Source organism: Modestobacter italicus, from assembly GCF_000306785.1.
In the GTDB taxonomy this organism is placed as follows: domain Bacteria; phylum Actinomycetota; class Actinomycetes; order Mycobacteriales; family Geodermatophilaceae; genus Modestobacter; species Modestobacter italicus.
Window position 1 is genome coordinate 1,269,320 of the sequence record NC_017955.1, and the last position, 26,706, is coordinate 1,296,025.

Below are 26,706 nucleotides of genomic sequence, written 5' to 3' on the forward strand. Positions count from 1 at the left end.
CGTTCCTCCTCAGATCCCGTGGCGCCGGTCGGCCAGCACCAGGTCGCTCAGCTCGCGCTCGCTGCCCGCCGAGAACACCCGGCGGGCAGCCAGGGCACGGCGGGTGTCCTCGCCGATCAGATCACCGTTGAGCGCCGCCGCGGCCTCCAGCCCGGCCGCGGCCGAGGTGATCACCTGGGCGCGCAGGTCGGTCACGTTGCCGGCCACCCACACGCCGGGCACCGCGGTCGCCCCGGACGGACCGCTCGGGACGGCGCTGCCCATGACGTGCCCGTTCACCTCCTGCGTCACGGGTGCCAGGCCGAGCGAGGCCAGGACGGCGGACCGGGCGGTGAACCGCGGCGCGACGACGACCGCGTCCCGGGCGATCCGCGTGCCGTCGACCAGCCGCACCCCGGACAGCCGGTCGCCGTCGGTCTCCAGCTCGGCGACCTCGCCGGTCACCACGCTGATCCCGCGGGCGGCGAGCTGCTCCCACTCCTCGTCGGCGGGCTCCGGCGCGGTGTGCAGGAAGAGGGTGACGTCGGCGCTCCACTGCCGCCACATCAGCGCCTGGTGGACGCCGAACGGGTTGGTGGCCAGCACGCCGATCGCCTGGTCGCGCACCTCCCAGCCGTGGCAGTACGGGCAGTGCACGACGTCACCGCCCCACAGCTCGCGCACCCCGGGCACCGGCGGGAGCTCGTCGACCAGGCCGGTGGTCACCAGCAGCCGGCGCGCCCGCACCGAGCGGCCGTCGGCCAGGTCGACGACGAACCCGCCGGCCTCCGGGTGCGCGGAGACGGCCTCGCCGGGCTCGACGTGCCCGCCGTAGCCGGCGACCTCGGCCCGGCCGGCGGCGAGCAGCTCCAGGGGAGGCACGCCCTCGCGGGCCAGGTAGTTGTGCGCGTGCGCGGCGGGTGCGTTGCGCGGCGTCCCGCTGTCGACCACCAGCACCGACCGGCGGGCGCGGGACAGCGCCAGTGCTCCACTGAGACCGGCGGCGCCCCCGCCGATCACCACGACGTCGTACTGCTGCTCCACGGCTGCTCCTCGGCTCGTCCGGCGGGGTGTCCGCCGTACGTCGACAGTGCGCCCGGTAGCTCGGTCTTGACAAACTCCGTTGCCGGACCGGCAAACTGGGCGCATGGACGACGACCTGGACGGCGTGCTCGAGGGGGTCAGTGCCCGGCTGCGCGCGCTGCGGCAGCAGCGGGACGCGACCCTGGCGGAGCTCTCCGCGGCCACCGGCATCTCGGTGAGCACGCTGTCCCGGCTGGAGTCCGGGCAGCGCCGGCCCACCCTGGAGCTGCTGCTGCCGCTCGCCCGAGTCCACCAGGTGCCGCTGGACGAGCTGGTCGGGGCACCCTCGTCAGCCGATCCGCGGCTGCACCCGAAGCCGATCGAGCGCGGCGGGATGACCATGTGGCCGCTGACCCGCCGGCCCGGCGGGGTGCAGGCCTACCGGGCGCTGATCCCGCCGGGGCTGCGGGCCGAGCCCGAGCAGCAGTCGCACGAGGGCTACGAGTGGATGTACGTGCTCTCCGGCCGGCTGCGGCTCCTGCTGGGCGAGCACGACCTCGTCCTGCTGCCGGGCGAGGTGGTCGAGTTCGACACCCACGTCCCGCACTGGTTCGGCAACACCGGCGACGTCCCGGCCGAGGTGCTCGTGCTGTTCGGCCCGCAGGGGGAGCGGATGCACGTCCGCGCCCGCCCGAGGGGCGCCTGACGGCGGGCCCCCGGGCGGGCGTCCCGGCTACGCCGGGGGAGCGCTGGGTCGGCCGGACCGGATCGACTCCGACCCGACCTCGTCCGGGTCGGCGACCCGGTCCTGCTCGGCCAGCCGGGCGGCCTCGGCGGCCAGGGCGTCGGCGGTCTCGCGGGCGCCGTCCTTGCGGTACTCGCGGAAGGACCAGGCCACCGCGGCGGCCCAGACCAGGTAGATGACCGCGTAGACGGCGTAGCGGGTGGCGTCCGGGGCGTCGACCCAGTCGCTCTTGAGCAGCGTACGGGTGTTGGTCAGCACGATGATCCCGCCGACCAGCGAGCCCAGCAGCCGCGGCGGCACGTGCCGGACCAGCCAGGCGGCGAGCGGTGCGGCCACCAGGCCACCGATGAGCAGCGCGGCGACCCAGCCGGCGTCGATGCCCTGGTCGCCGATGGCGAACAGGAAGCCGAGGCTGGCGGCGATCGCGACCAGGAACTCCGAGGTGTCGATCGAGCCGATGACCTTGCGCGGCTCCATCCGGCCGCTGGCGAGCAGCGCCGGGGTGCCGACCGGCCCCCAGCCGCCGCCGCCGGTGGCGTCGACGAACCCGGCGAGCAGGCCCAGCGGGGCGAGGAAGCGCTTGCGGACCGGCTTGCCGAGGTTGCGCCGGTCGATGCCGCGGAGGGTGAACCGGACGAGCAGGTACAGGCCCAGCGCCAGCAGGATCAGCGCCATGACCGGGGCGGCGACCTCGGTGGAGAGGTTGGACAGCACCGTGGCGCCGGCGAAGGAGCCGATCGCGCCGGGCACGCCGATCTTCCCGACGACCTTCCAGTCGACGTTGCCGAACCGCCAGTGCGAGAAGCCCGAGGCCAGCGTCGTGCCGATCTCGGCGAGGTGGACGGTGGCCGAGGCGGCGGCCGGGTTGGTGCCGATGGCCAGCAGCAGCGTGGTGGAGGTGACGCCGTAGGCCATGCCCAGGCTGCCGTCCACGAGTTGCGCGCCCAGGCCGACGAGCGCGAGCAGGACGATGGTCTTCACGAGAGTGCTCCGGGGTGGGGAGGGGAGCGGGCGCGCGTCAGGGCGCGGCGGACCGCAGTGAGCAGGGGGCGCCGGACGGCGCGGGGCTCAGCGGCCGGGACAGGCGGCGGTGCTGACCCGGAGCAGGTCGACGTGCAGCCGGCTCACCAGCAGGTCGCCGGGGAGGGCAGCGGACGTCGGCACGAGGACATTCCTACCATCCCGGTGGGTTTTGTCGAGTGCCGGGTCGGGAGGCCTCGGTCACGCCTTGAGCGTGTCGGTCCGGATCGTCACCCAGGCGACCGCGCCGCCCACCGCGAGCAGCGCGGCGCAGACCACCATCGCCGTCCGGAAGCCGCTGCTGAAGGTGGCCGGGTCGGCGTAGTCGTCCCCGGAGAGACCCACCGCGACCGGCAGCGCGGCCACCGCCAGCAGCTGCGCGGCCCGGGCCACCGCGTTGTTGACCCCGCTGGCGACGCCGGCCAGGTGGTCCGGTGCGGCGTCGAGCACGGTCGCGGTCAGCGGGGCCACCAGCAGGGCGAGCCCGATCCCGCTGACCAGCGACGGGGGCAGCACGTCGCGCAGGAACGAGCTGCCCGGCCCGACCCGGGACAGCCACAGCAGACCGGCCGCCGTGATCAGCGGGCCGACCGTCATCGGCAGCCGGGCGCCGGTGCGCTGCGCCAGCGCACCGGCGCGGGAGGACAGCAGGGTGAGCACCACCGTCGACGGGATCATCGCCGCCCCCGCCTCGGTGGCGCTGTAGCCGAGCACGGTCTGCAGCTCGACGACGAGGAAGAACCCCCAGCCGCCCAGCGCCCCGTAGACCAGGAAGGTGGCGAGATTGGCACCGGTGAACTCCCGGTCGCTGAACACCGCGGGCGGCAGCATGGGCTCCTTCACCCGCTGCTCGCGGCGCACGAACGCCACCCCGGCCAGCACGCCGATCCCCGCGGCGACCCACACCTGCGGCCGGCCCGGCCCGTCGCCGGCGGCGATCAGCGCGTAGGTGACCCCGGCCAGGGCCAGCGCCCCCCACACCGCCCCGAGGGTGTCGAACCGCCCGGTGCGCTCGGGGTCGCGGCTCTCCGGCACGTGCCGGACGGCGACCAGCACCACCACGACCGCCAGCGGTGCGTTGACCAGGAACACCCACCGCCAGCTCGCCGCGTCGACCAGGAACCCGCCGAGGAAGGGCCCGACCAGCCCGGCGACCCCGCCGAGCGCGGACCACAGCCCGATGGCCCGCGGCCGGTCGACGTGCGGGAAGGAGGACTGGATGATCGCGAGGCTGCCCGGGGTGAGCAGCGCACCGCCGACGCCCTGCAGCACCCGCATCGCGACCAGCTGCCCGGTGGTCTGGGCCAGGCCGCAGCCCAGCGAGGTGACCGCGAACCACACCACGCCGACCAGGAAGACCCGACGTCGTCCGTACCGGTCGCCCAGCGCGCCGCCGAGCAGGATCAGCGAGGCCAGCGCCAGGGTGTAGCCGCTGAGGGTCCACTGCAGCCCGGCCAGCCCGGCGCCGAGCTCCTCGCCGATCGCCGGCAGCGCCACGTTGACCGCGCTGGCGTCCAGGAACGCCATGCCCGAGGCCAGCACGGTGGCCAGCAGCACCCACCGGCCGGGTGCGGTGCCCAGCCGGACCGGGTCGGCGGCGACCGGCCCCACCGGCTCGACCGGGTCGGGCGTCGTCCCCTCGGGGGCGGGGGACGAGGTCACAGGACCTTCCTAGCCCACGATCGCGTGCGTGACGAAGTAGGCGAGCGCGGCGACCGCGCCGGCGGCGGGGAGGGTCACCACCCAGGCGACGACGATGTTGCCCGCCACACCCCAGCGGACCGCCGACAGCCGCCGGGTGGCGCCGACGCCCATGATCGAGGTGGTGGTGATGTGCGTTGTGGAGACCGGGACGGCGAAGACGGTGGCGGTGGCGATCATCACGCCGGAGGCGACGGTCTGCGCGGAGAACCCGCCGGCCGGGGTCAGCTGGATGATCCGCCGGCCCAGCGTGCGCATGATCCGGAAACCGCCGGCGTAGGTGCCGGCGCTGATCGCCAGCGCGGCGGCCAGGACCACCCACAGCGGGACGTCGAAGCTGTCGATCTCGCCGGCGGTGACCAGGGCCAGCGTGATGATGCCCATGGTCTTCTGCGCGTCCTGCATGCCGTGGCCCAGCGCCATCGCCGCGGAGCTGGCGATCTGGGCGTAACGGAAGCCGCGGTGCGCCTTGTGCGCGTTGGCCCCGCGGAAGGTCCACAGCACCGCGAGCATGAACAGGTAGCCGAGGCCGAACCCGATCAGCGGCGCGAGCACCATCGGGATGACGACCTTGTCCAGGATCCCCATCCACCGCACCGAGTGCGCGGCGGCCAGCGCGGCGCCGACCAGCCCGCCGATCAGCGCGTGCGAGGACGACGACGGCAGCCCGAAGTACCAGGTGATCAGGTTCCACACGATGGCGCCGACCAGCGCGGCGAACACCAGCTGCAGGCCCTGGCTGCCGGTCGGCGCGTCGATGATCCCCGCGCCGACCGTCTTGGCCACGCTGGTGGAGATCAGCGCCCCGACCAGGTTGGCCACCGCGGCCAGCGCCAGCGCGGCCCGCGGGGTCAGCGCCTTCGTCGACACCGCCACGGCGATGGCGTTCGCCGCGTCGTGGAAGCCGTTGGTGTAGTCGAACGCCAGGGCGACGACGACGATGGCGATCAGCGCCAGGAAGGCCGCGTCCATCCGGGCTCAGGACTCCTTGACGGCGATCGTCTCGACGACGTTGGCGACGTGCTCGAAGGCGTCGGCGGCCTCCTCGAGCTGGTCGGCGACCTCCTTGAGCTTGAGGATCTCCAACGCGTCGAACTCACCGGAGTACAGCCGGGAGAGCAGCCGGCGGTAGAGCTTGTCCGCCTCGTTCTCCAGCCGGTTGACCTCGATCCAGTAGTCGGCGAGGTCCTTCATCGACCGCAGCCGCGGCATCGACTCCGCCGTCACGTGGGCGCAGCGCTGCAGCAGGGCGACCTGCTGGCCCATCTCCGCCGGCAGCGTCCCCAGCTTGGTGAGCACCACGAGGTCCGCGGCGGCCTCGATGCAGTCCATGACGTCGTCGAGGTCGCTGGCCAGGTTGTAGATGTCCTCGCGGTCGAACGGCGTGACGAAGCTGGAGTTCACCTGGCGGAAGATCGCGTGGGTCGCCTGGTCGCCCTTGTGCTCCAGGTCGCGCAGGGTGCGGCCGAGCTCCTCGCGGCGGGTGTGCTCGTGCACGAACGTGCTCAGCACGTCGGTGGCCTCGACGAGGTTCTCCGCCGAGACGGTGAACATGTCGTAGAAGCTCGAGTCCTTGGGGGTCAGGCGGAAGGCCACGCAGTGCTCCGGGGGTGACGGCGACGGGGTGGCCGTCTCCCCGCGGGGCATGGCGACCTCGGGGAGCATAGGTCCCCTCCCGTTCATCCTCCGTTCACCGGGTTGTCCCCGCCTCCGGGAACTGGACGGGCCCGGGCGACGACTGTCCCCACGTGCACCGTCCGACCACCCGGGCAGCCGCCGGCGGACGGCGGTTGCTCGCCGCCGCCCTGCTGCTGTCCGCGCTGCTCGGCGCCGGACTGCTGCTCGACGTCGTCACCGCCCCGCCGGCGTCCGCGCACGCGATGGTGGTGACGAGCAGCCCCGCCGACGGCGAGCGGCTGGGCACCGCGCCCGCGCAGGTGACGATCGAGTTCGACGAGCACGTCTCCCTCGGCGCCGGGTACGCGCGCGTGCTGGACGGGCAGGGGGAGCGGGTCGACGCCGGCACGGCCGAGGTCCGCGACGACGTCGTCACCGTGCCGCTGCGCGCGGACCTGCCCGACGCCGGCTACGTCGTCACCTACCGGGTCGTGTCGGCGGACTCCCACCCGGTCTCGGGCGCCTTCTCCTTCGTCGTCGGGACCGGGGAGCTGCCGGCGGCCGGGTCGGTGGGCAGCGGGGAGGAGATCGACCCGGGGGTGGCGGTGCTGCTGCCGCTGGCCCGCTGGCTCGGGTACGCCGGGCTGGCGCTGGGCCTCGGCGTCCCGCTGGCGCTGGCCACCGTCTGGGCGGGCGGGTGGGCGTCAGGGCGGTCGCGCCGGGTGACGCTGGGTGGGCTGGCCGCGGTCGTCGTCGGCGCCGCGCTCTCGCTGCTGGCGCAGGGCCCCTACGCCGCGGCGGCCGGCCTCGGGTCGCTGCTCGACGGGCAGCTGGTCGGCACCACCCTCGACTCCGGCTACGGCCGGACGCTGCTCGCCCGGATCGCGCTGGCGGTGCTGCTGGCGGCCGTGCTGGCCGGGAGCTGGCGGCGCGACCGGCGCCCCGGCGGCCCGGCGCTGGCCGTCGCCGGGCTGCTGGCCGCCGGGCTGGTGGTGGCGGTCGCCGCGGTCGGGCACCCGGTCGCCGGCTCGCTGCCGGGGCTGGCCGTCGCCGTCTCCGCCGTCCACGTGGCCGCGATGTGCGGCTGGCTGGGCGGCCTGGTCGTGCTGTTCACCGGCCTGCTGCGCGGGAGCACGCCGACCCGGGAGCTGGACGCCGCGCTGCCCCGCTGGTCCACGCTGGCCGGGGGCTACATCGGCGCGCTCGTCGTCACCGGGGTGCTGCAGTCGGTCCGCGAGGTCGGCTCGTTCTCCGGGCTGGTGTCCACCAGCTACGGCTGGGTGCTGCTGGCCAAGCTCGCGGTGGTGCTGCTGGTCCTGGTCGCCGCGCTGGTCAGCCGGGACTGGGTGCAGCAGCGGGCGGGCCGCAGCCGCCGTCCCGGTCACCGGGTGGTCGCCCAGGCGTTCTCCGCGACCGAGGAGGCGGAGCCCCCGCCGGCCACGCTCGGGGTGCTGCGCCGCTCGGTGCTGCTGGAGTGCGTCGGCGCCGTCGTCGTCCTCGCGCTGTCGGCGGTGCTGGTCAGCCAGGTGCCGGCCACGGCGTCGATGGCCGAGCCGGTGGAGGTCACCCTGCCGCTGCAGTCCGCCGCCGGCAGCGCCGGGAACGGCAGCGTGCAGGTGTCGGTGGACCCGGTCACCCCGGGGCCGACCACCGTGCACGTGTACCTCTACGACGCCGAGGGCCGGCTCGCCCAGCCGCAGCAGATCGCGGTCTCGCTCACCGAGGTGGCGCAGCAGATCGGCCCGCTGGACGTCGAGCTCGCCGCCGCTGGCCCCGGCCACTACGTCGGGTACCCCGACCTGCCCTCGGCCGGCAGCTGGACCCTCACCGTGACCGTCCGGCTGGGCGAGTTCACCGCCGTCACCGCCAGCACCGTCCTCGCGGTCCGCTGACCCACCCCTGAGAACGAGGAGAACCGTTGTCCCTGCTCCGCCCCCTCCGCCGGCTGCCCGTGGTGCTCGTGACCGCCGGCGCCCTGCTGTTCGCCGGCACCGGCATCGCCTCGGCCCACGTGACGGTCTCCTCGGCGAACGCCGCCGCCGGCGGGTACGGCAAGGTGACCTTCAGCGTGCCCAACGAGAGCGACGCCGCGAGCACCGTGGGCCTGCGCATCCAGCTGCCCACCGAGACGCCGCTGACCTCGGTGCGCGCCCAGCCGGTGCCGGGCTGGACGGTCACGCTCACCACCGTCGCGCTCGACCCGCCGGTCACCTCCGACGACGGCGACACCATCGACTCGGCGGTCTCGGTGGTGGACTACCAGGCCGACCCCGGCACCGGCATCGCGCCGGGGCAGTTCCAGGAGTTCGCGCTGTCCGGCGGCCCGTTCCCGGACGTCGACCAGCTGACGTTCAACGTCGTGCAGACCTACAGCGACGGCAGCGAGGCCGCCTGGATCGAGCCGACCGTCGACGGTCAGCCCGAGCCGGAGCGCCCGGCGCCGGTGCTGTCGCTCACCGCCGCCGCGGCCGGCACCGACGCGCACGGTGCCGCCACCGGTGGGGCCGTGACCGAGGCCTCCGCCACCCAGCCCGCGGACGACGGTGGCAGCACGACCGCCACGGTCGCCCTGGTGCTCGCCGTCCTGGGGCTGCTCGCGGGGCTGGCCGGTCTCGGCCTCGGGCTGGCCGCGCGCCGACGTACCGTGTCCTCGTGAGCTCTGCGACCCGGCCCGCGCTGGCCGCCCTCGGCCTCGCCGCCGGTCTGCTGCTGGCCGGCTGCGGCGGTGACGCCGACGCCACGGCCGAGGGGCACGACCACGGGGGCGCCTCGGCACCGGCGACGGTGGAGGGTGGCGACGACAGCGGCTACGCCGGCCTGCACCTGGCCGACCCGTACCAGAAGCCGGAGTTCACCCTCACCGACAGCGCCGGCGCCCCGTTCGACTTCGCCGACCGCACCGGCACGGGGCCGACGCTGCTGTTCTTCGGCTACACGAACTGCCCCGACGTCTGCCCCACGACGATGGCCGACGTCGCGCTGGCGCTGCGCAAGGTCGACCCGGCCGTCGCGGCGGAGACCTCGGTGGTGTTCGTGACCACCGACCCGGCTCGGGACACCCCCGCCGTGCTGGGCGCCTACCTCGACCAGTTCGACGCCGACCTGGCCACCCAGTTCACCGGGCTCACCGGCGACCAGGCCCAGGTCGACCAGGCGCAGCTGGCCGCCGGGGTGCCGCTGGCCGAGGACATGGGGCAGACCCACTCGTCGCTGCTGCTGCTCTACGGCACCGACGGCGAGGCCGACGTCGCCTTCGACGCCGGGAACACCGGCGCCGACATCGCCCACGACCTGGCCCTGGTCGCCGCCGGCTGACCCGTCGAGCTGTCGACGAGTCGACAGGTCGACGTCCCGGGGGCGGATCGACCACCCCGGTGACGGTTGCACGGCGTGTTCGGGGGAACACGCCGGGCGACGAATTACAAGTCTGTCATTCGATGTTTGGATGTCGCAGACCCGATCCGGCCCACCCGGGCGTCGGACGGGTAGCGAAGGGCAGGCACCGTGGGCTCGAGGCACACCGGCACGACCGTCCGCAGCCGCGGAGCCCAGGTCGAGCCGCTGTCCTCCCCGGCCACCGGCCCGGAGACCCCCACCGCCCCCCGGCCCCGCCGCAGCGCCGTCGCCCGGCGCCGTCCGGCCGCCCTGCTCGCGGCACTGGTCGTCGGTGGCCTGGCCGCCGCCGTGGTCGGCACCCAGGCGCTCCCGACGGCCGACGCCGAGGAGCCGCTCTCGGTCACCGTGCTGCTCGGCTCGGACGCCGAGGGCATGCTCGAGCCGGAGATGAGCCCGCAGGAGGCGATCACCGAGGTCGAGGCGCAGGCCCGGCTCGACGAGGTGGCCGCCAGCCGCGCCCAGCGTGCCGCCGAGGCCGAGGCCGCCGAGGCAGCGGCCGAGGCCGCCGCCGAAGCGGCCCGCCCCAAGGCCGTGATGCCGATCGACGGCGCCCGGATGACCACCTGCTACTGCATGCGCTGGGGCACCATGCACTGGGGCCTCGATCTGGCCGCCCCGAAGATGACCCCCGAGTACGCCGCCGAGGACGGGGTCGTGCTGCGTGCCGGCACCGCAACCGGCTTCGGCTACGCCGTCTACATCCTGGGCGTGAGCGGCGACGTCACCGTCTACGGCCACATGGAGAAGATCCTGGTCGAGGCGGGCGACGTCGTGGAGGCCGGCGACACGATCGCTCTGGTGGGCAGCCGCGGCCAGTCCACCGGCCCGCACCTGCACTTCGAGGTGCACAAGGGCGGCATGGACGGCAAGCGCGTCGACCCGGTCGCCTGGCTCCGCGCCCGCGGCGTCGACGTCTAGAAGGACCCCCTTGCCCCCCACCGCTCGCACGCTCGCGGCGGGCCCCTGCAAGGGGGCCGCGGGACGCGGCGATCACGGGGTGAAGCGGTAGCCCATGCCGGGTTCGGTGTGCAGGTGGCGCGGGTGCGCGGGGTCCGGCTCGAGCTTGCGGCGCAGCTGGGCCAGGTAGACCCGCAGGTAGTTGGTCTCGCGCTCGTAGGACGGCCCCCACACCGCCTGCAGCAGCTGCCGCTGGCCGACCAGCCGGCCCGGGTGGCGGACCAGCTCCGAGAGCAGCCCCCACTCGGTCGGGGTCAGCCGGACGGCGACGCCGTCGACGGTCACCTGCTTGGCCGCCAGGTCCACGGTGAAGGAGTCGGTGACGACGACGGCCTGCCCAGGTTCGGCGCTGCCCCGGCGGACCGCGGCGCGCAGCCGGGCGAGCAGCTCAGCCATGTCGAAGGGCTTGGTCACGTAGTCGTCGGCGCCGGCGTCCAGCGCGGCCACCTTGTCCTGGCTGTCGGCCCGGGCGGAGAGCACCAGCACCGGGCCGGTGAACCAGGGGCGCAGCCCGGCGAGGACCTCGGTGCCGTCCAGGTCGGGCAGGCCCAGGTCCAGGACGACGACGTCGGGGTGCGACGACGCGGCCTCGCGCAGGGCGGTGGTGCCGTCCGGCGCGGTGACCACCTCGTGCCCGGCGGCGCGCAGGCTGATCCGCAGCGCCCGCAGCAGCTGCGGGTCGTCGTCGACGACCAGCACCCGGCTCATGCGGCCCCCACCGCGTCGCGCCGGGCGGGCAGCTCCGCCGGCGCCAGCGAGAGCACCATGGTCAGCCCGCCGCCGGGGGTGTCCTCGGCGGTGAGCGTGCCGCCCATCGCCTCGGTCAGCCCGCGGGCCACGGCCAGCCCCAGCCCGACGCCCTGCCCGCCGGGGGCGTCGCCGAGCCGCTGGAAGGGGGCGAACACCCGCTCCCGGTCGGCCTCGGGCACCCCCGGGCCGCGGTCGGCCACCCGCAGCTCGACCCGGCCGGCGGCGACACCCGCCCGGACGTCGACCACGCCGGACGGCGCGTGCTGGGTGGCGTTGCCGACCAGGTTGGCCACGACCCGCTCGAGCAGGCCGGGGTCGGCCAGCGCGGCGGGCAGGCCGTCGGGGGAGTGGACGACGACCCGCGCCCGCTGCGGCCCGTCGAGCCAGGTGAGCGCGGTGCCCAGCACGGCGACCAGGTCGGTGGGGTCCAGCGTGGGGGCGACCGCGCCGGACTGCAGCCGGCTCATGTCCAGCAGGTTGTCGACCAGGCCGGTCAGCCGGTCGGCGGACTCGTCCACGGTGGCGACCAGCTCGGTGCGGTCGTCGTCGGTGAGGGCGAGGTCGGTGGAGCGCAGCGCCGAGGAGGCGGCCTTGATGCCGGCCAGCGGGGTGCGCAGGTCGTGGCTGACCGCGGCCAGCAGGGCGGTGCGCATGCTGTTGCCGGCGGCGAGCCGGTCGGCCTCGGCCGCCTGCGCGGTGAGCCGGCCCTGCTGGAGTGCGACGGCGGCCTGCTCGGCGAAGGCGACCAGCACCCGGCGGTCGCCGGCGTCGAGCGGGCGGCCGCACAGCCGCAGCGCGATGGTGTCGGTGATCGGCACGTCGTCACCGGTCCGGCCGTGCGCCTGCCCGCAGCTGCCCACGGTGCGCTCGCCGTCCGCGGTGCGCTCGACCATCGTGACCTCGTCCAGCCCGAACGCCTCCCGGATCTGCTCCAGCATGCTGGGCAGCGCGCGGTCCCCGGCCAGGACGGAGCGGGACAGCGACGCCAGCATCTCGGTCTCTGCCGCCGAGCGGGCCGCGGCGACGGCCCGGCGGGCGGACCGGTCGACGACCGTGGCCACGGCCACCCCGACCACCAGGTAGCCCAGCAGCGCCACCACGTCGTCGACCTGGTTGACGGTCAGCCGCCCGGTGGGCTGGGTGAAGAACCAGTTCTCCGCCAGCCCGCCGACGACCGCCGCGACCACCGCCGGGCCCAGCCCGCCGACGAGGGCCACCGCCACCACCAGCAGCAGGAAGACCAGCAGCACGCTGGCCAGCGAGAGCACCGAGCCGGCGGTCAGGCACAGCACGGTCACCAGCGGCACGCCTCCAAGCGCCAGGGCCAGACCCGCCCAGCGCCGCCGCCAGGTGACCGCGGTGGTGAGCACCGGCAGCCGCCAGCCCGGTGACCCGGCGGCCGCGTGCGTGACGATGTGGACGTCGATCTCCCCGGACCGCGCGATCACCTCCCCGCCGATGCCGCCGCGCACCGCGCGCGCCCAGCGGGAGCGCCGGCTGGTGCCGATGACCAGCTGGGTGGCGTCGGCGCCCCGGGCGAACTGCAGCAGGGCGGTCGCGACGTCGTCCCCGACGACCTGGTGGTAGCTGCCGCCCAGGCTCTCCACGAGTGCGCGCTGGGCGCGGAGCGCCTCCGGCGAGGCGCCGGCCAGGCCGTCGGAGTGCAGCACGTGCACCGCCATCAGCACGCCGTTGCCGTTACGGCGGGCCACCCGGGCGGCGCGGCGCACCAGGGTCTCGCCCTCCGGCCCGCCGGTGAGCGCGACGACGACGCGCTCGCGGGTCTCCCAGACGTGGTCGATGTCGTGCTCGGAGCGGTAGCGGCGCAGCCCCTCGTCCACCCGGTCGGCCAGCCACAGCAGGGCCAGCTCGCGCAGCGCGGTGAGGTTGCCGACCCGGAAGAAGTTGCCCATCGCCGAGTCCACCCGCTCGGCGGGGTAGACGTTGCCGTGCGCCATCCGGCGGCGCAGCGCCTCCGGCGACATGTCCACCAGCTCGACCTGGTCGGCGCGACGGACCACCTCGTCGGGCACGGTCTCCTGCTGCGCGATGCCGGTGATCTGCTCCACGACGTCGGTCAGGCTGGCCAGGTGCTGGACGTTGACGGTGGTCAGCACGCTGATCCCGGCGGCGAGCAGCTCCTCGACGTCCTGCCAGCGCTTGGCGTGGCGGGAGCCCGGGGCGTTGGTGTGCGCCAGCTCGTCGATGACGACCAGGTCCGGGTGCCTGGCGAGCACCGCGTCGACGTCCAGCTCGGTCAGCGTGACGCCGCGGTGGGTGACCTCGAGCCGGGGGAGGACCTCCAGTCCTTCGAGCTGCTCGAGGGTGCGGCGCCGGCCGTGCGTCTCGACCAGCCCGACGACGACGTCCTGACCGCGGGCCAGCCGGCGGTGGGCCTCGCCGAGGACGGCGAAGGTCTTCCCGACGCCGGGGGCGGCGCCCAGGTAGATGCGCAACGAGCCGCGGGCCATGCCGCCCATGATCGTCCCGTGCGGCCGGTCCGTGGGGCGGCCGGACGTCAGGATCGCGTCAAGACACCCCGTCCGAGCGTGCTCAGGGAGGGGTCCGCTGCCGGGATGATGGCGCCGTGAGCCGGGCGAGCGAGGACTCCAACCGGCGGATGCTCCGGGCCCGGGACGCGATGGACCGCAGCTACGCCGAGCCGCTCGACGTCCCGGCGCTGGCCCGGATCGCGCTCGTCTCCGAGGCGCACTTCATCCGCACCTTCAAGACGACGTTCGGCGAGACGCCCAACCGCTACCTGCAGCGGCGGCGGGTCGAGCGGGCGATGTTCCTGCTCCGCACCACCGACCAGACCGTCACCGACATCTGCATGGCCGTCGGCTTCAGCAGCCTCGGCACCTTCAGCCGGGTGTTCGCCGAGGTCGTGGGGGAGCCGCCGAGCGTCTACCGCCGGCGCGGCCCGCTGGCCCCGGTGCCCAGCTGCTTCGGCATGCGGTGGCTGCGACCGGGCTCGAACGGCGCAGTTTCGGAGAAGCCCGGCGCGGCGCCCCCGCCCTAGCGTTCCGGCCATGTTGAACGCCATCACCATCACCTCCATGTACGTGCTCGACCAGGACGCCGCGCTCGACTTCTACGTCGGGAAGCTCGGCTTCGAGGTCAAGGTCGACCAGCAGTTCGGCCCGATGCGCTTCCTCACCGTCGCGCTGCCCGGCGACCCCGACCACGCGGTGCTGCTGGAGCTGCCGGCCCCGCCCTCGATCAGCGCGGACGTCGCCGAGCAGGTGCGCGACGTGGTCACCAAGGGCGCCGGCGGCGGGCACCTCTTCCTCCGGACGGACGACGCGCACAAGACCCACGCCGAGCTCAGGGAGCGCGGTGTCGACCTGCCCGAGGAGCCGGTCGTGCAGCCCTACGGCATCGACTTCGGCCTCCGCGACCCGTTCGGCAACTCCGTCCGGGTCGCCCAGATGACCCCGCCGCCGTCCGCCTGACGCCGCGGGACGCCTGAGGGGTCGTGCCGGCCGGCGCGGCCCCTCAGGCGGGAGAACGGTGGTGCAGCCAGGAGCGCACCGCCAGCGCGACGACCAGGACGCCGAGGACGACGGCGGTCGCCCAGCCGACGCCGCCGGCCACCTGCGCACCCAGCGCGCGGGCGAGCAGCACGAAGGTGGTCGCCCAGCCGGTGGCGCTGAGCACGATCGCCGGGCCGGCCAGCCGCAGCGGCACCCCCGCGCCGCCGGCCACCCGCGGGGTGAGGGTGCGGGTGACCGCCACCCAGTGCGCCGCCACCACGAGCAGCCCCGCGCCCAGCGACCCCCGGGCGGACAGCCACCGGCGGGCCACCACGACGACCGGGTCGACCCGGGCCCGCAGCCGGCCGTGCCCGGTCGGGGGGAGGGCCCGTCGGCGGTGCCCGCGGGACCAGCCGAGCAGGGCGCCCGCGGCGCTCGCCGGCGCGGCCACCGCGATCGGCAGCCCCGCGGCGGTGCCCGCGGCGCTGGACCAGAGGCCGAGCAGCACCAGCGTCGTCGTGCCGGGCAGCAGGACGCCGACCACGACGCCGGTCTCCAGGAACAGCACCAGCCCGCCGACGGCCAGCACCGCCGCGGCAGGCCAGCTGCCGACGGTGTCGAGCAGCGTCGTCAGCACGGTGCCCTCCCGGGACGGCCGCCCCAGGGACGGTGGCGTCAGGACGCCGTCAAGCTACGCGGCAGCGGCCGTCAGGAACCCGTCAAGAGCGGCTGCCGGCACCCGGCCCGCGCCTAGCGTCGCCGCCCGGACGTGGACGACGACAGGTCGTCCGCCCGGACCGGATGAAGGTGCTCCTGACGTGACCGACGTGGTCTACGTGCTCCTGACGCTGGTGGTCTTCGGACTGCTGGCCCTCGCCGTGCGCGGGGTGGAGCGGCTGTGATGTGGGTCGGGCTCGCGGTCGCCGTGGCGCTGGTGCTCTACCTGCTGGCGTCGCTGCTGTTCCCGGAGCGGTTCTGATGAGCGCCGCGGCAGCCGGCTGGCTGCAGGTCGGCCTGCTGGTGCTGGCGCTGGCCCTGGTGCACCGCCCGCTGGGCGACGCGATGGCCCGGGCGTTCAGCACGGACCCCCCTCTTCCGCCGAAGGCGCGCTCTCGGCGGAACAGCGGGGGGCACTGGCGGGTCGAGCGGCTGGTGTACCGGGCGGTGGGGGTCGACGCCGACGCCGAGCAGCGTTGGCCCACCTACCTGCGCAGCGTGCTGGCGTTCTCGCTGGTCTCGGTGCTGTTCCTGTACCTGCTCCAGCGGGTGCAGCAGTGGCTGCCGCTGGGCAACGGCATGCCCGCGGTCGAGCAGGGCTCGTCGTGGAACACCGCGGTCAGCTTCGTGACCAACACGAACTGGCAGGGCTACGCGGGCGAGTCGACGATGGGCCACCTGGTGCAGATGGCCGGGCTGGCGGTGCAGAACTTCCTCTCCGCCGCGGTCGGCCTGGCGGTGGCGGTCGCCCTCGTGCGCGGGTTCGCCCGGACCCGCACCGACCGGCTGGGCAACGCCTGGGTCGACATCACCCGCGCGGTGACCCGCATCCTGCTGCCGCTGTCGGTGCTGGCGGCCGTCGTCCTGGTGCTGGGCGGGGTGGTGCAGAACCTGGGCTCGGGCACCGAGGCGACGACGCTGTCCGGCGCGACCCAGTTCCTGCCCGGCGGGCCGGTCGCCTCCCAGGAGGCGATCAAGCAGCTGGGCACCAACGGCGGCGGCTTCTTCAACGCCAACTCCGCGCACCCGTTCGAGGGGCCGAGCGCCTGGATCTCGCTGTTCGAGGTCTTCCTGATGCTCGCCGTCCCGTTCTCGCTGCCGCGCACCTTCGGCCGGCTGGTCGGGGACCGGCGGCAGGGGTACGCGATCCTCGGCGTGATGGCCACACTGGCCTCCGCCTCGCTGGCGCTGACCAGCTGGGCGCAGGCCCGGGCCGGGGGAGCCGCGCTGCAGCTGGCCGGCGCCGCGACCGAGGGGCAGGAGGTCCGCTTCGGCGGCCCGCTGTCGGCGCTGTTCGGGACGGCGACCACGCTGACCTCGACCGGGGCGGTCAACTCGCTGCACGACAGCTACACGCCCGCCGGTGGGCTGCTGACGATGTTCGACATGATGCTGGGCGAGGTCGCGCCCGGCGGGGTCGGCTCGGGCCTGTACGGGATGCTCGTGCTCGCCGTCATCGCCGTCTTCGTCGCGGGGCTGATGGTCGGCCGCACGCCGGAGTACCTGGGCAAGAAGCTCGGCCGCCGCGAGATGACCCTCGCCTCGCTGTACGTGCTGGCCACCCCGGCGATCGTGCTCGTCGGCACTGCGGTGGCGATGTCGGTCGACGCCGGGCGCAGCTCGATGCTGAACGACGGCCCGCACGGCCTCTCCGAGGTGCTGTACGCCTTCACCTCGGCGGCCAACAACAACGGCTCGGCGTTCGCCGGGCTGAGCGCTGACACGCCCTTCTACAACGTCGCGCTCGGGCTGGCGATGGCGTTCGGCCGGTTCCTGCCCATCGTGTTCGTGCTCGCGCTGGCCGGCCGGCTCGCCGCCCAGGGCCGCACCCCGGTCACCGCCGGGACGCTGCCCACCCACCGCCCGCTGTTCGTCGGGCTGCTGGCGGCCGTCGTCCTGGTGGTCGTCGGGCTCACCTACTTCCCCGTCCTGTCCCTCGGACCCCTCGCAGAAGGACTGTCATGACCGCGGCGCTCGATCGTCGTCCTCCCGAGGTACGCGCACCCCGCGCACCCCAGCGCGCCACCGTCGACTGGGGCCCGGCCCTGGCCGGCGCGGTGCGCAAGCTCGACCCGCGGGGCCTGGTGCGCCAGCCGGTCGTCTTCGTCGTCTGGGTCGGCTCGGTGTTCTCCACCGTGCTGGCCGTGCTCGACCCGTCGGTGTTCGGCTGGCTGATCACCGGCTGGCTGTGGCTCACGGTGCTGTTCGCCAACGTCGCCGAGGCCGTCGCCGAGGGACGCGGCAAGGCGCAGGCCGACACGCTGCGCCAGGCCCGGCAGACCACCGTCGCGGTCCTGCTCGACGGGTCCGAACGGGCTGCCGCCGACCTGCGCCCCGGTGACCGGGTCGTCGTCGTGGCCGGCCAGGTGGTGCCGGGCGACGGCGACGTCGTCGAGGGCATCGCCAGCGTCGACGAGTCGGCGATCACCGGGGAGTCCGCGCCGGTGATCCGGGAGTCCGGCGGGGACCGGTCCGCGGTCACCGGCGGGACGACGGTGCTGTCCGACCGGATCGTCGTGGAGATCACCAGCAAGCCGGGGGAGACGTTCGTCGACCGGATGATCGCGCTGGTCGAGGGCGCCTCCCGGCAGCGGACGCCGAACGAGATCGCGCTCAACATCCTGCTCAGCTCGCTGACCATCGTGTTCCTGCTGGCCGTCGTGACGCTGCAGCCGCTGGCCGTCTACTCGGGGGCACCGCAGTCGATCACCGTGCTCATCGCGCTGGTCGTCTGCCTGATCCCGACCACCATCGGGGCGCTGCTGTCCGCGATCGGCATCGCCGGCATGGACCGGCTGGTGCAGCGCAACGTGCTGGCGATGAGCGGCCGCGCGGTCGAGGCGGCCGGCGACGTGAACACCCTGCTGCTGGACAAGACCGGCACCATCACGCTGGGCAACCGGCAGGCGTCGGAGTTCCTCGCCGTCGGCGGGGTCCCGGAGGGCGAGGTGGCCGACGCCGCGCAGCTCGCCTCGCTGGCCGACGAGACGCCGGAGGGCCGCAGCATCGTCGTCCTGGCGAAGACGGCGTACGGGTTGCGCGAGCGGTCCGTGGCCGACGCGGTGTTCGTGCCGTTCACCGCGCAGACCCGGATGAGCGGGGTGGACCTGCCCGACGGCCGGCAGCTGCGCAAGGGCGCCGCCGGTGCGGTGCTCACCTGGGTGCGCTCGCTGGACGGTCCGGTGCCGCCGGAGGTGGGGTCGGTCGTCGACGACATCTCGGCCGCCGGCGGGACGCCGCTGCTGCTCGCCGAGTCGGTGGGGGAGCGGGCCCGGGTGCTGGGGGTCATCCACCTCAAGGACGTCGTCAAGGCCGGCATGCGCGAGCGGTTCGAGGAGCTGCGCCGGATGGGGATCCGGACGGTGATGATCACCGGCGACAACGAGCGGACCGCGCGGGCGATCGCGGCGGAGGCCGGGATCGACGACGTGCTGGCCGAGGCGACGCCGGAGGACAAGCTTGCGCTGATCGTCCGCGAGCAGGAGGGCGGCCGGCTGGTCGCGATGACCGGGGACGGCACCAACGACGCCCCGGCGCTCGCCCAGGCCGACGTCGGCGTCGCGATGAACACCGGGACGTCGGCGGCCAAGGAGGCCGGCAACATGGTCGACCTCGACTCCGACCCGACGAAGCTGATCGAGATCGTCGAGATCGGCAAGCAGCTGCTGATCACCCGCGGGTCGCTGACCACGTTCTCCATCGCCAACGACCTGGCGAAGTACTTCGCGATCCTGCCGGCCATGTTCGCCGGGGTCTTCCCGGGGCTGGACACGCTCAACGTGATGCGGCTGCACTCGCCGGAGTCGGCGATCCTCTCGGCCGTCGTGTTCAACGCGCTGATCATCGTGGCGCTGGTGCCGCTGGCGCTGCGCGGCGTGCGCTACCGGCCCTCGTCGGCGTCGGCGATGCTGCGCCGCAACCTGCTGGTCTACGGCGTCGGCGGCGTGCTGCTGCCGTTCGCTGGGATCAAGCTCATCGACCTGCTCGTCTCTCTGATCCCCGGGATCGCGTGATGTCCACCCTCCGTTCGGGCCGCCAGCTGGTGGCCGCCGTCCGTGCCCTGCTGCTGGCCACCGTGGTGCTGGGGCTGGTGTACCCGCTGCTGGTCACCGGGTTCGCCCAGCTGGTGGCGCCCGGCCGTGCCGACGGGTCGCTGGTGCGCGTCGACGGTGCCGTCGTCGGGTCGTCGCTGGTCGGCCAGGCGTTCGTCGACGCGGCCGGCGACCCGCTGCCGCAGTACTTCCAGTCGCGGCCCTCGGCGTCGGGCTACGACGGCGCCGCGTCGGGGGGCTCCAACCTGGGGCCGAACTCGGCGGAGCTGGTCGACCTGGTCGCCGAGCGCCGGGCCGCGGTGGCGTCGTTCAACGGCGTCCCGGCCGCCGACGTTCCGGCCGACGCGGTGACCGCGTCGGCGTCCGGTCTCGACCCGGGCATCTCGCCGGCCTACGCGGCGCTCCAGGTCGCCCGGGTGGCGGCCGACCGCGGGGTGCCTGCCGAGCAGGTGACGGCGCTGGTCGGCGGGGCGACGCACGGCCGCGACCTCGGCGTCATCGGCGCGCCCTGGGTCGACGTCCTGGCGCTCAACCTGGCGCTGGACAGGGAGTTCGGCACGGCGGGCTGAGCGGCTCCCGACACGCGGCGCCCGGGAGGGGACCCCTCGCCGGGCGCCGCCGTGGGGGTCTGTATGGTTGTCAACGGCTCGGACACACCAGACCGGGTCGGCAAGGGGCTGTGGCGCAGCTGGTAGCGCACCACACTGGCAGTGTGGGGGTCAGGGGTTCGAGTCCCCTCAGCTCCACCCCGATGATCAGGCCGTCCTCCTCGGGAGGGCGGCCTGACTCGTTCCCCGCACCCTTCGACGTGCTGGTCCCAGCGGGCCGTGGTCCTCGACCGGCGGGTCGGCCCGGCCCTGGGCATCCTGGTGCAGCGGCAGCGGTGCCGAGGAGCAGGACGTCGACCGGCTCCGGGTCCAACGGAGGGGAACGTGGACGAGTCAGCAGCAGGCGACGGACCCGGCGGCGCGGCCGGTGCGGAGACCCCGTGGGAGCACGAGATCCGGTCCCGGGAGAGGTGGGTCGCCGCGGAGGAGCGGGACGACCGCGCCCAGGACGCCGACCGGCGGGCCGCTGACCGGGACGACGTCGCTCGTGGCCGCGACGAGGCGGCCGACGCGCTGGTGACCGACGCGCGCCGGCGGGAGGAGCTGGCCTACCAGCGGATCCGGGAGATCACCCGGCAGCTCAACGCCTCCGACGTCGAGGAGGCCCGTCAGCACGTGCACCTGCAGCAGGCGGCCGAGGCCGTCCAGGAGGCGATCGACTCGGGTGCCGACGAGCCCCTCCTGGCCCTGCTCCGCGAGGTCCTGCGGCTGCTCGACGTGCAGTTCGCCGACGTCCTCGCCGCCGGCATCCAGCGCTCCGGGCTGCGCGTGGACCTCCAGCACGCCGACCAGTTCCTGGCCGGCGCCGCGGACGACCGCGCGGCCGCGTCCGCGGACCGGGCTGCGGCCGCCTCCGACCGGGCGGCAGCGGCCGGTGACCGCGACAGCGCGCAGACGTCGCGCCGGCAGGCCGCGGTCTACCGCGGTGCCGCCGAGCAACCCGTGACCGAGGGCTGAGCCCCGGGTCGGTCAGCGAGGGCCGGACGCCGGCAGCTCGCCGGTGCGGACCAGCTCCTCGGCGATGCCGCGCAGCTTCGCGTTGGTCCGGCTCGACACCTGGACCAGCAGCTGGAAGGCCTGGTCGGCGGTCAGCCGGTGCCGCTCCATGAGGATGCCCTTGGCCTGGTCGATCACCGCCCGGGACTCCAGGGCGACCTCCAGGTTGCGGGCCAGGTCCCGAGCGGCCTGGTAGTCGTGCATGTTGCCGAGGGCCACCGCCGCGTAGGGCGCGAACATGGTGGCGGCCTCCCGGGCGTCGTCGTCGAAGGCGTGCGCCTGGCGGGCGTAGATGTTCAACGCCCCTGAGACGTCGTCGTCGATGACCAGCGGCACCGACAGCGAGCTGAGGTTGCCGTGCTCGACGGCCCGCCGCATGTAGTCGGTCCACCTCCCCTCGACGCGGGTGTCGGGGACCTCGGTCAGCTCCCCGGTGCTCGCGGCGTGCAGGCACGGGCCGTGGTCGTCGGAGTACTGCTCCTCGTCCAGGGCCACGGCGAGCTGGCCGGTGGAGGCGACGGTGATCCTGCGGTGGCTGTCCTGCACGAAGATCGACGTCTCCGGGGTGCCGGGCATGACCTGCTTGCTCAGGTCGGCGACGGCCTGCAGCACGGACTCCATCGAGTGCTGGCGCAGGGACATCCGGCCGAGCTCGTCGAGGGCCCGCCCGGCCTGGGCGCTGCGAGGTCTGCTGCTGGGCATGGGTCGGCTCCGGTGGTGTGCACCGGGGTGGCGGCCTCGGCGAAGGCCCCGCGATGAGGCCCCGCGAACGTGCGCCGGTTGTGCGACGCGTCCAACACCGTCAACCTACTCCCGATCGGGCCGCCCGCCGGTGGTTCGCGCCGCGGACTGGCACTCGGTTCCGGATGAGCGGACAGTCAGCGGCACGTTGGTCGCCCGAGCCTGGGCGCCTGGCCAGGTCTGGCCAGTGCAGCAGCTCGCTGGCCAGACCGCCCACCGGGACCCCTCGCGGACGCCGCCGGTGGGCAGCCTCCCTCACCAGCCGACGGCGCCGTGCCGGTCGGTGAAGGTGCCGGTCGGTCCGTCCGCGCCGATGGACGCCATCGCCACGATCGCGTCGGTGCCCTCGGTGACCGTCTGCGGACCGGAGTGGCCGTTGAAGTCCGTCGCGGTGTAGCCCGGGTCCACGGTGTTCACCCGCAGCTCCGGGAGGAACTGCGCGTACACGGAGGTGAGCATGTTGACCGCCGCCTTGCTGGCCGAGTAGCCGAGCGTCGGCAGCGAGTGCTCGATGCGCGTCTCGTCGGACCGGACGGTGAACGAGCCCAGCCCGCTGGTCACGTTCACGACCACCGGCGCCGCCGACTCGCGCAGCAGCGGGAGGAAGGCGTGCGTCGTCCGGACGACGCCCACCGTGTTGGTGTCCAGGACGGCCAGCACGGCCGGTCCGTCGAACTCGTCGATCGCGGCGAAGGGCCCCGAGATGCCGGCGTTGTTGACCAGCACGTCCAGGCCGCCGAAGCGCTCGCGCACCTCCTTCGCCGCCGCGGCCACCGACTCGTCGGAGGTCACGTCGATCTCCACCCACTCCACGCCCAGCTCCTCGGCCGCCCGCTGCCCGCGCTCGGCGTCGCGGGCGCCGATGACCACCCGGTGCCCGCCGTCCCTCAGCCGGCGGGCCGTCTCGTAGCCCAGGCTCTTGTTGCCACCGGTGATCAATGTCGTCGTCATGGCCACGACTCTCACCCCGTCCGGGCGGTACCCGGTGGGCCCGTTCGACCGTATGACCAGCAGTACCACCCAGACCGGGTCCCGGTGGACGACGATGGGCGCATGGTCGATCGAGGGGACTTCGCCGCACTGCTGCGCGCCTGGCGGGAGCGTCTGCAGCCGGCGGCGGTCGGCTTCCCCGCCGGCAACCGGCGCACCAGCGGCCTCCGCCGCGAGGAGGTCGCCCTGCTGGCCGGGGTGTCGGTCGACTACCTCGTCCGGCTCGAGCAGGGGCGCGCGGAGCGGCCCTCGGCGCAGGTCGTCGCCTCGCTGGCCCGGGTGCTGCAGCTGTCGGACCTCGAACGCGACCAGCTGCACCTCGCCGCCGGCCTGCCCGCCCCGCTGCCCAGCGCCGTCCCGACGCACATCCCCGCCAGCGTGCAGCGGCTGCTGGCCCGGCTGCCGGACGTCGCGGTCGGCGTCTGGACCGCACACTGGACGCTGCTGACCGCCAACGCCGCGTGGGTGGCGTTGCTCGGGCCGATGCGCCCCGGCTTCAACCTGGTCCTCGCCCAGTTCGCCGGCACCGCACCGCAGGTCGTCTGGGACCCCGACGAGCACGAGAGGCACGAACGCGCGCTCGTGTCCGACCTGCGGACGGCGCTCATCCGCTACCCCGACGACCCGTCGCTGCGGACGCTGCTGGCCGAGCTCCGGGCGTCCGACCGGTTCGCGCAGCTGTGGGCCGAGGGCACCGTCGTCGAGCACCGGTTCCAGTCGAAGACCTTCGTGCACCCGCTCGTCGGCGAGGTGACGCTGGACTGCGACGTCCTCACCGCTATCGGCACCGACCTGCGCATCGTCGCCTACACCGCGGAGCCCGGCACGGAGGACGCGTCCCGGTTCGACCTGATCCGGACGGTGGGGCTGGCCGAGGTCACCTCGACCTGACCGCCGGCGGCGGAGGCCGACAGCGACGAGAGCAGGGAGAGGGCCTCGGCCGACCGGGAGCCGGGTTCGGCCTGGTAGACGACCAACACCTGGTCCTCGGCGTCCGCGACGGTGAACTTGTCGTAGCGCAGCTCCAGGTCGCCGACCTGCGGGTGCCGCAGCCGGTAGGTGCCGCCGCCGGGGTGGCGGCGCACGTCGTGCCGCGCCCACAGCCGCCGGAACAGCTCGCTGCGGACCGACAGCTCGCCGACCAGCTCGGTCAGCCGCGGGTCGTGGACGTCCGGGCCCGCGGCGCGACGGAGGACGGCGACCAGCTCGGCGGCCGTCGCCTCCTGCTCCGGCCCGACGTGGTGGGCGCCGGGGTCGAGCAGGACGGCGCGGAGCAGGTTGGTGCCCGGGGTGAACAGCGGGGACAGCGACACGGCCAGCGGGTTGGCGGCGAGCACGTCGAGGTGGCGACCCTGCACGAAGGCGGGCGTCCGTTCCCACGCCCCCAGTAGCTGCGCGATGCTCGGGCGGAGCACCTCGGTGCGGCGCTGCGTGCGCCGCCGCCGGGGCGCGGGGTCCGCGAGGTCGTGCAGGTGCGCCGTCGAGGCGGCGTCCAGGCCGAGCGCGCGGGCGACCGCGTCGAGCACCTGCGCCGACGGGTGCCGGTCGCGGCCCTGCTCCAGCCGGGTGTAGTACTCGGAGCTGATGCCCGCCAGCATCGCCAGCTCGTCGCGGCGCAGTCCGGCGACCCGGCGGGAGCCGGTCGCCGTGATCCCGACGTCCTCAGGGCGCACCTGCTCGCGGCGGGCGCGCAGGTACTCACCGATCAGGTTCTCCGCCACCGCTCGACCATAGGTCGGCGCGGCCCCGGACCGGGTGGCCCTGCCGGCACCCCTCTCGGCAGGGACCTGGCTCGGGTGCTGCGGCTCGCGGAGGGTCGGGGCATGACACTGACCTGGCTCATCACGGGGGTGAGCAGCGGCTTCGGCCGGGAGCTCGCCGAGCAGCTCCTGGCCGGCGGCGACCGCGTCGCCGGCACCGTGCGGCGGCCCGACGCGGTCGCCGACCTCGTCGAGACGTACGGCGACGCCTTCTCCGTCCACCCCCTCGACCTCACCGAGACCGACCGGATCCGCGAGGTCGTCGACGCCGCGCAGGCCCGGTTCGGCCGGCTGGACGTGGTGGTCAGCAACGCCGGCTACGCGGTGTTCGGCGCGGCGGAGGAGCTGACCGACGAGCAGGTGACCCACCAGCTCGACACCAACCTGCTCGGCTCGATCCAGCTGATCCGCGCCGCGCTGCCGCACCTGCGGTCTGCCGGTGGCGGCCGCGTCCTCCAGCTCTCGTCGTCGGCGGGGCAGGTGGCCTGGCCCGGCTCGTCGCTCTACAACGCCACCAAGTGGGGTGTCGAGGGCTTCTGCGAGGCGCTCGCCGCCGAGGTCGCACCGTTCGGCATCGGGGTCACCATCGTCGAGCCGGGCGGGGCGCGCACCGACTTCGGCCACGGCGGGCTGCGCTTCGCCGAGCCGCTGGACGCCTACGACGGCTCACCCGCCGCGGCGGTGCGCGCCTTCCGCGACGGCGGACCTCCGGGGGTGGTCGGCGACCCGGCGCGGATGGCCGCAGCGATGATCGCCAGCGTCGACCAGAGCCCGGCGCCGCTCCGGCTGGTGCTGGGGAGCGACGCGTGGACCGCGGTGACCCAGGTGCTCGAGGCCCGGCTCGCGGCCGTGCGCCCGCAGCGGGACGTCGCCTTCTCCACCGACGCCTGAGGTCGCCCTGTCCGGGCCCGGACGGGGTGGCAACCTGGAGCCGTGGTGTCGGTGGTGGTGATCGGCGGGGGAGTGCTCGGGACGTCGGCCGCGGCGCAGCTGGCGGCACGTGGAGCTGGCGTCACGCTGGTCACCGACGGCCGGCTGGCGAGCGGTGCGTCCGGGCGGTCGCTGTCCTGGCTGAACTCCGCCGGCGCCCACCCGCCCGCCTACCACCGGCTGCGGGCGCTCGGGCTCGAGCGGTACCGGGCGCTTGCGGACGCCTCCGTGCGCTTCGACGGCGGGCTGCGCTGGGGCGACGGCGTGCGGGAGTCGTTCGAGCACCAGCGCACCACCGGCTACCCGGCCGAGTGGCTCCTGCCCGAGGACGTCGCCCGTCGGGTGCCCGGGGTCGCTCCGGCCGCCATCCCGGCCGAGGGCGCCCTGCTCAACCCCGGCGAGGGCTGGGTCGACCTGCCGTCGCTGGTCGACGAGCTGGTGCACGACCTGGTCGACGCCGGGGGAGAGCTGCGCACCGACGCCGGCCGCTGCGCGCCGGTCGTCTCCGGCGGCCGGGTGACCGGCGTCCGCACCGGCGACGGATCGGTGCACGGAGCCGATGCCGTCCTGCTCGCCACCGGCGCCGCCGTCCCCGCCGGCCTCGCCGAGCTCGGCGTCGACGTCCCGGACGGGACGACGAACGCGCTGCTGGTCCGCACGCCGCCGGTCGACCACCGGCTGCGCGCGGTTCTCAACACCCCGCGGGTCGCGGTCCGACCGGCGCCCGGCGGCGGCCTGGTGCTCGACGCCGGCTGGGCGGAGGAGGAGGTGGTCGCCCGCGACGACGGCACCTTCGAGGTCCGCGACTCGACGGTCGAGGGCCTGCTGCGGGAGGCGTCGGCAGTGCTCGCCGGCCACCCCGTGCTGAGCGCCGAGTCGTGCGGCGTGGGCCGGAAGCCCATCCCCGGCGACGGGTACCCGGTGCTCGGTGCCGTGCCCGGGGTCGACGGCCTGCACGTCGCCTTCACGCACAGCGGCGCCACCCTCGGTCTCATCGCCGGCGAGCTGCTCGCCGAGGAGATCGTCACCGGTGCCCCCAGCCCGCTGCTCGACGACTTCCGCCCCGACCGCTTCACCGCCTGACCACCGCGCCCCCTGCCCCCTGGCCGCCAAAGGCGCGTTTTCGGAGGCCGCCAAAGGCGCGCTTTGGGTGGTCCGGCCCCGTTCTGGGTGCCCTGTCACGGGCGTCTGCGGACTTGTGGACAGGCGCCTGACCTGGGGATTCAGGTCGTGAGGCGGTCATTTTTC

Annotated in this window: 27 protein-coding genes and 1 tRNA gene; 16 read left to right on the forward strand and 12 right to left on the reverse strand. The window is 74.8% G+C overall.

Annotated features, from left to right (window positions below; translation table 11 throughout):
• Nucleotides 1-9 precede the first annotated feature (9 nt).
• The gene (locus MODMU_RS06150; protein ID WP_014739331.1) at nucleotides 10-1,023 is read right to left on the reverse strand and encodes an NAD(P)/FAD-dependent oxidoreductase; all 1,014 of its coding nucleotides are present in this window, start codon (nucleotides 1,021-1,023) and stop codon (nucleotides 10-12) included.
• Nucleotides 1,024-1,126: 103 nt separating this feature from the next.
• Here MODMU_RS06150 and MODMU_RS06155 point away from each other — a divergent pair, with 103 nt between their 5' ends.
• The gene (locus tag MODMU_RS06155; protein ID WP_014739332.1) at nucleotides 1,127-1,708 is read left to right on the forward strand and encodes a helix-turn-helix domain-containing protein; all 582 of its coding nucleotides are present in this window, start codon (nucleotides 1,127-1,129) and stop codon (nucleotides 1,706-1,708) included.
• A 27-nt stretch (nucleotides 1,709-1,735) separates the two neighbouring features.
• Here the strand turns inward: MODMU_RS06155 and MODMU_RS06160 are convergent, their stop codons facing one another.
• The 5 genes from MODMU_RS06160 to MODMU_RS06175 all read right to left on the reverse strand — a co-directional run bounded on the left by MODMU_RS06160 (nucleotide 1,736) and on the right by MODMU_RS06175 (nucleotide 6,064).
• Nucleotides 1,736-2,728, reverse strand: coding sequence for a sulfite exporter TauE/SafE family protein (locus tag MODMU_RS06160; protein ID WP_014739333.1), 993 nt, complete (start codon nucleotides 2,726-2,728; stop codon nucleotides 1,736-1,738).
• An 87-nt stretch (nucleotides 2,729-2,815) separates the two neighbouring features.
• Nucleotides 2,816-2,911: a putative leader peptide gene (locus MODMU_RS30185; protein ID WP_331437105.1), complete on the reverse strand. Its 96-nt coding sequence runs from the start codon at nucleotides 2,909-2,911 to the stop codon at nucleotides 2,816-2,818.
• A gap of 57 nt (nucleotides 2,912-2,968) precedes the next feature.
• Nucleotides 2,969-4,429, reverse strand: coding sequence for an MFS transporter (locus MODMU_RS06165; RefSeq protein WP_014739334.1), 1,461 nt, complete (start codon nucleotides 4,427-4,429; stop codon nucleotides 2,969-2,971).
• A gap of 9 nt (nucleotides 4,430-4,438) precedes the next feature.
• A complete protein-coding gene (locus MODMU_RS06170) occupies nucleotides 4,439-5,440 on the reverse strand; it encodes an inorganic phosphate transporter (RefSeq protein ID WP_014739335.1) in 1,002 nt (333 codons plus the stop codon).
• A 6-nt stretch (nucleotides 5,441-5,446) separates the two neighbouring features.
• A complete protein-coding gene (locus tag MODMU_RS06175) occupies nucleotides 5,447-6,064 on the reverse strand; it encodes a DUF47 domain-containing protein (RefSeq protein WP_014739336.1) in 618 nt (205 codons plus the stop codon).
• Nucleotides 6,065-6,216: 152 nt separating this feature from the next.
• On the opposite strand from MODMU_RS06175, the gene MODMU_RS06180 reads away from it, so the two are divergent.
• The 4 genes from MODMU_RS06180 to MODMU_RS06195 all read left to right on the forward strand — a co-directional run bounded on the left by MODMU_RS06180 (nucleotide 6,217) and on the right by MODMU_RS06195 (nucleotide 10,399).
• A complete protein-coding gene (locus MODMU_RS06180) occupies nucleotides 6,217-7,977 on the forward strand; it encodes a copper resistance CopC/CopD family protein (RefSeq protein ID WP_231851773.1) in 1,761 nt (586 codons plus the stop codon).
• A 26-nt stretch (nucleotides 7,978-8,003) separates the two neighbouring features.
• Nucleotides 8,004-8,741: a YcnI family copper-binding membrane protein gene (locus MODMU_RS06185; protein ID WP_014739338.1), complete on the forward strand. Its 738-nt coding sequence runs from the start codon at nucleotides 8,004-8,006 to the stop codon at nucleotides 8,739-8,741.
• Entirely contained in the window at nucleotides 8,738-9,400 is a 663-nt protein-coding gene (locus MODMU_RS06190) for an SCO family protein (protein WP_014739339.1), read from the forward strand. Before MODMU_RS06185 ends, MODMU_RS06190 begins: the two co-directional genes overlap by 4 nt.
• A gap of 189 nt (nucleotides 9,401-9,589) precedes the next feature.
• Nucleotides 9,590-10,399 (forward strand): M23 family metallopeptidase, encoded by an 810-nt coding sequence (locus tag MODMU_RS06195; protein WP_014739341.1) that lies wholly within the window; start codon nucleotides 9,590-9,592, stop codon nucleotides 10,397-10,399.
• 72 nt (nucleotides 10,400-10,471) lie between these two features.
• Here the strand turns inward: MODMU_RS06195 and MODMU_RS06200 are convergent, their stop codons facing one another.
• Nucleotides 10,472-11,146, reverse strand: a complete 675-nt coding sequence (locus MODMU_RS06200; protein WP_041795002.1) for a response regulator — start codon at nucleotides 11,144-11,146, stop codon at nucleotides 10,472-10,474.
• On the reverse strand, nucleotides 11,143-13,659 hold the full coding sequence (locus tag MODMU_RS06205) for an ATP-binding protein (protein WP_051144136.1): 2,517 nt from the start codon (nucleotides 13,657-13,659) through the stop codon (nucleotides 11,143-11,145). The genes MODMU_RS06200 and MODMU_RS06205 overlap by 4 nt, the downstream gene beginning before the upstream one ends.
• A gap of 116 nt (nucleotides 13,660-13,775) precedes the next feature.
• Between MODMU_RS06205 and MODMU_RS06210 the strand changes: the two genes are divergently transcribed.
• Complete coding sequence (locus MODMU_RS06210; protein WP_014739344.1) at nucleotides 13,776-14,210, forward strand: helix-turn-helix domain-containing protein; 435 nt, start codon at nucleotides 13,776-13,778, stop codon at nucleotides 14,208-14,210.
• A 10-nt stretch (nucleotides 14,211-14,220) separates the two neighbouring features.
• Nucleotides 14,221-14,643: a VOC family protein gene (locus MODMU_RS06215; RefSeq protein WP_014739345.1), complete on the forward strand. Its 423-nt coding sequence runs from the start codon at nucleotides 14,221-14,223 to the stop codon at nucleotides 14,641-14,643.
• A 43-nt stretch (nucleotides 14,644-14,686) separates the two neighbouring features.
• On the opposite strand, the gene MODMU_RS06220 is transcribed toward MODMU_RS06215, so the two are convergent.
• Complete coding sequence (locus MODMU_RS06220) at nucleotides 14,687-15,301, reverse strand: SNARE-associated domain-containing protein (protein ID WP_014739346.1); 615 nt, start codon at nucleotides 15,299-15,301, stop codon at nucleotides 14,687-14,689.
• A gap of 264 nt (nucleotides 15,302-15,565) precedes the next feature.
• Here MODMU_RS06220 and kdpF point away from each other — a divergent pair, with 264 nt between their 5' ends.
• The 6 genes from kdpF to MODMU_RS06245 all read left to right on the forward strand — a co-directional run bounded on the left by kdpF (nucleotide 15,566) and on the right by MODMU_RS06245 (nucleotide 20,998).
• Nucleotides 15,566-15,643, forward strand: coding sequence for a K(+)-transporting ATPase subunit F (gene kdpF / locus MODMU_RS30280; protein WP_014739348.1), 78 nt, complete (start codon nucleotides 15,566-15,568; stop codon nucleotides 15,641-15,643).
• Nucleotides 15,643-17,346 carry a potassium-transporting ATPase subunit KdpA gene (kdpA, locus tag MODMU_RS06225; RefSeq protein WP_014739349.1) on the forward strand — a complete coding sequence of 568 codons (1,704 nt, stop codon included), beginning with the start codon at nucleotides 15,643-15,645 and terminating at the stop codon, nucleotides 17,344-17,346. Before kdpF ends, kdpA begins: the two co-directional genes overlap by 1 nt.
• Entirely contained in the window at nucleotides 17,343-19,394 is a 2,052-nt protein-coding gene (gene kdpB / locus MODMU_RS06230; RefSeq protein ID WP_014739350.1) for a potassium-transporting ATPase subunit KdpB, read from the forward strand. The genes kdpA and kdpB overlap by 4 nt, the downstream gene beginning before the upstream one ends.
• Nucleotides 19,394-20,002, forward strand: coding sequence for a potassium-transporting ATPase subunit KdpC (gene kdpC / locus MODMU_RS06235; protein WP_014739351.1), 609 nt, complete (start codon nucleotides 19,394-19,396; stop codon nucleotides 20,000-20,002). The genes kdpB and kdpC overlap by 1 nt, the downstream gene beginning before the upstream one ends.
• A 104-nt stretch (nucleotides 20,003-20,106) precedes the next feature.
• Nucleotides 20,107-20,179: transfer RNA gene (locus MODMU_RS06240), tRNA-Ala, on the forward strand.
• A 186-nt stretch (nucleotides 20,180-20,365) separates the two neighbouring features.
• The gene (locus MODMU_RS06245) at nucleotides 20,366-20,998 is read left to right on the forward strand and encodes a hypothetical protein (RefSeq protein WP_014739353.1); all 633 of its coding nucleotides are present in this window, start codon (nucleotides 20,366-20,368) and stop codon (nucleotides 20,996-20,998) included.
• A 12-nt stretch (nucleotides 20,999-21,010) separates the two neighbouring features.
• Here MODMU_RS06245 and MODMU_RS06250 read toward each other — a convergent pair whose 3' ends face one another.
• Both MODMU_RS06250 and MODMU_RS06255 read right to left on the reverse strand, forming a co-directional pair.
• Nucleotides 21,011-21,739: a GAF and ANTAR domain-containing protein gene (locus MODMU_RS06250; RefSeq protein WP_041795003.1), complete on the reverse strand. Its 729-nt coding sequence runs from the start codon at nucleotides 21,737-21,739 to the stop codon at nucleotides 21,011-21,013.
• Between the two features lie 294 nt (nucleotides 21,740-22,033).
• Nucleotides 22,034-22,729: an SDR family NAD(P)-dependent oxidoreductase gene (locus MODMU_RS06255; RefSeq protein ID WP_041796059.1), complete on the reverse strand. Its 696-nt coding sequence runs from the start codon at nucleotides 22,727-22,729 to the stop codon at nucleotides 22,034-22,036.
• A 102-nt stretch (nucleotides 22,730-22,831) separates the two neighbouring features.
• Here MODMU_RS06255 and MODMU_RS06260 point away from each other — a divergent pair, with 102 nt between their 5' ends.
• Nucleotides 22,832-23,659 (forward strand): helix-turn-helix transcriptional regulator, encoded by an 828-nt coding sequence (locus tag MODMU_RS06260; RefSeq protein WP_014739356.1) that lies wholly within the window; start codon nucleotides 22,832-22,834, stop codon nucleotides 23,657-23,659.
• Here the strand turns inward: MODMU_RS06260 and MODMU_RS06265 are convergent.
• Complete coding sequence (locus tag MODMU_RS06265; RefSeq protein ID WP_014739357.1) at nucleotides 23,575-24,489, reverse strand: helix-turn-helix domain-containing protein; 915 nt, start codon at nucleotides 24,487-24,489, stop codon at nucleotides 23,575-23,577. The two genes, MODMU_RS06260 and MODMU_RS06265, sit on opposite strands and share 85 nt — an antisense overlap.
• Nucleotides 24,490-24,591: 102 nt before the next feature.
• Between MODMU_RS06265 and MODMU_RS06270 the strand changes: the two genes are divergently transcribed.
• Nucleotides 24,592-25,419 carry an SDR family oxidoreductase gene (locus MODMU_RS06270; protein WP_014739358.1) on the forward strand — a complete coding sequence of 276 codons (828 nt, stop codon included), beginning with the start codon at nucleotides 24,592-24,594 and terminating at the stop codon, nucleotides 25,417-25,419.
• A gap of 42 nt (nucleotides 25,420-25,461) precedes the next feature.
• Nucleotides 25,462-26,541 (forward strand): NAD(P)/FAD-dependent oxidoreductase, encoded by a 1,080-nt coding sequence (locus MODMU_RS06275; RefSeq protein ID WP_014739359.1) that lies wholly within the window; start codon nucleotides 25,462-25,464, stop codon nucleotides 26,539-26,541.
• The last annotated feature ends 165 nt before the right edge of the window (nucleotides 26,542-26,706 follow it).

What these genes read in the sequence shown, in the direction of transcription:
- MODMU_RS06205 (WP_051144136.1), bottom strand. Translation starts at nt 13,659, where the DNA reads ATGGCCCGCGGCTCGTTGCGCATCTACCTGGGCGCCGCCCCCGGCGTC.
- MODMU_RS06170 (WP_014739335.1), bottom strand. Translation starts at nt 5,440, where the DNA reads ATGGACGCGGCCTTCCTGGCGCTGATCGCCATCGTCGTCGTCGCCCTG.
- kdpF (WP_014739348.1), top strand. Translation starts at nt 15,566, where the DNA reads ATGTGGGTCGGGCTCGCGGTCGCCGTGGCGCTGGTGCTCTACCTGCTG.
- MODMU_RS06260 (WP_014739356.1), top strand. Translation starts at nt 22,832, where the DNA reads ATGGTCGATCGAGGGGACTTCGCCGCACTGCTGCGCGCCTGGCGGGAG.
- MODMU_RS06215 (WP_014739345.1), top strand. Translation starts at nt 14,221, where the DNA reads ATGTTGAACGCCATCACCATCACCTCCATGTACGTGCTCGACCAGGAC.
- kdpC (WP_014739351.1), top strand. Translation starts at nt 19,394, where the DNA reads ATGTCCACCCTCCGTTCGGGCCGCCAGCTGGTGGCCGCCGTCCGTGCC.
- MODMU_RS06250 (WP_041795003.1), bottom strand. Translation starts at nt 21,739, where the DNA reads ATGCCCAGCAGCAGACCTCGCAGCGCCCAGGCCGGGCGGGCCCTCGAC.
- MODMU_RS06255 (WP_041796059.1), bottom strand. Translation starts at nt 22,729, where the DNA reads ATGACGACGACATTGATCACCGGTGGCAACAAGAGCCTGGGCTACGAG.
- MODMU_RS06200 (WP_041795002.1), bottom strand. Translation starts at nt 11,146, where the DNA reads ATGAGCCGGGTGCTGGTCGTCGACGACGACCCGCAGCTGCTGCGGGCG.
- kdpB (WP_014739350.1), top strand. Translation starts at nt 17,343, where the DNA reads ATGACCGCGGCGCTCGATCGTCGTCCTCCCGAGGTACGCGCACCCCGC.
- MODMU_RS06270 (WP_014739358.1), top strand. Translation starts at nt 24,592, where the DNA reads ATGACACTGACCTGGCTCATCACGGGGGTGAGCAGCGGCTTCGGCCGG.
- MODMU_RS06155 (WP_014739332.1), top strand. Translation starts at nt 1,127, where the DNA reads ATGGACGACGACCTGGACGGCGTGCTCGAGGGGGTCAGTGCCCGGCTG.
- kdpA (WP_014739349.1), top strand. Translation starts at nt 15,643, where the DNA reads ATGAGCGCCGCGGCAGCCGGCTGGCTGCAGGTCGGCCTGCTGGTGCTG.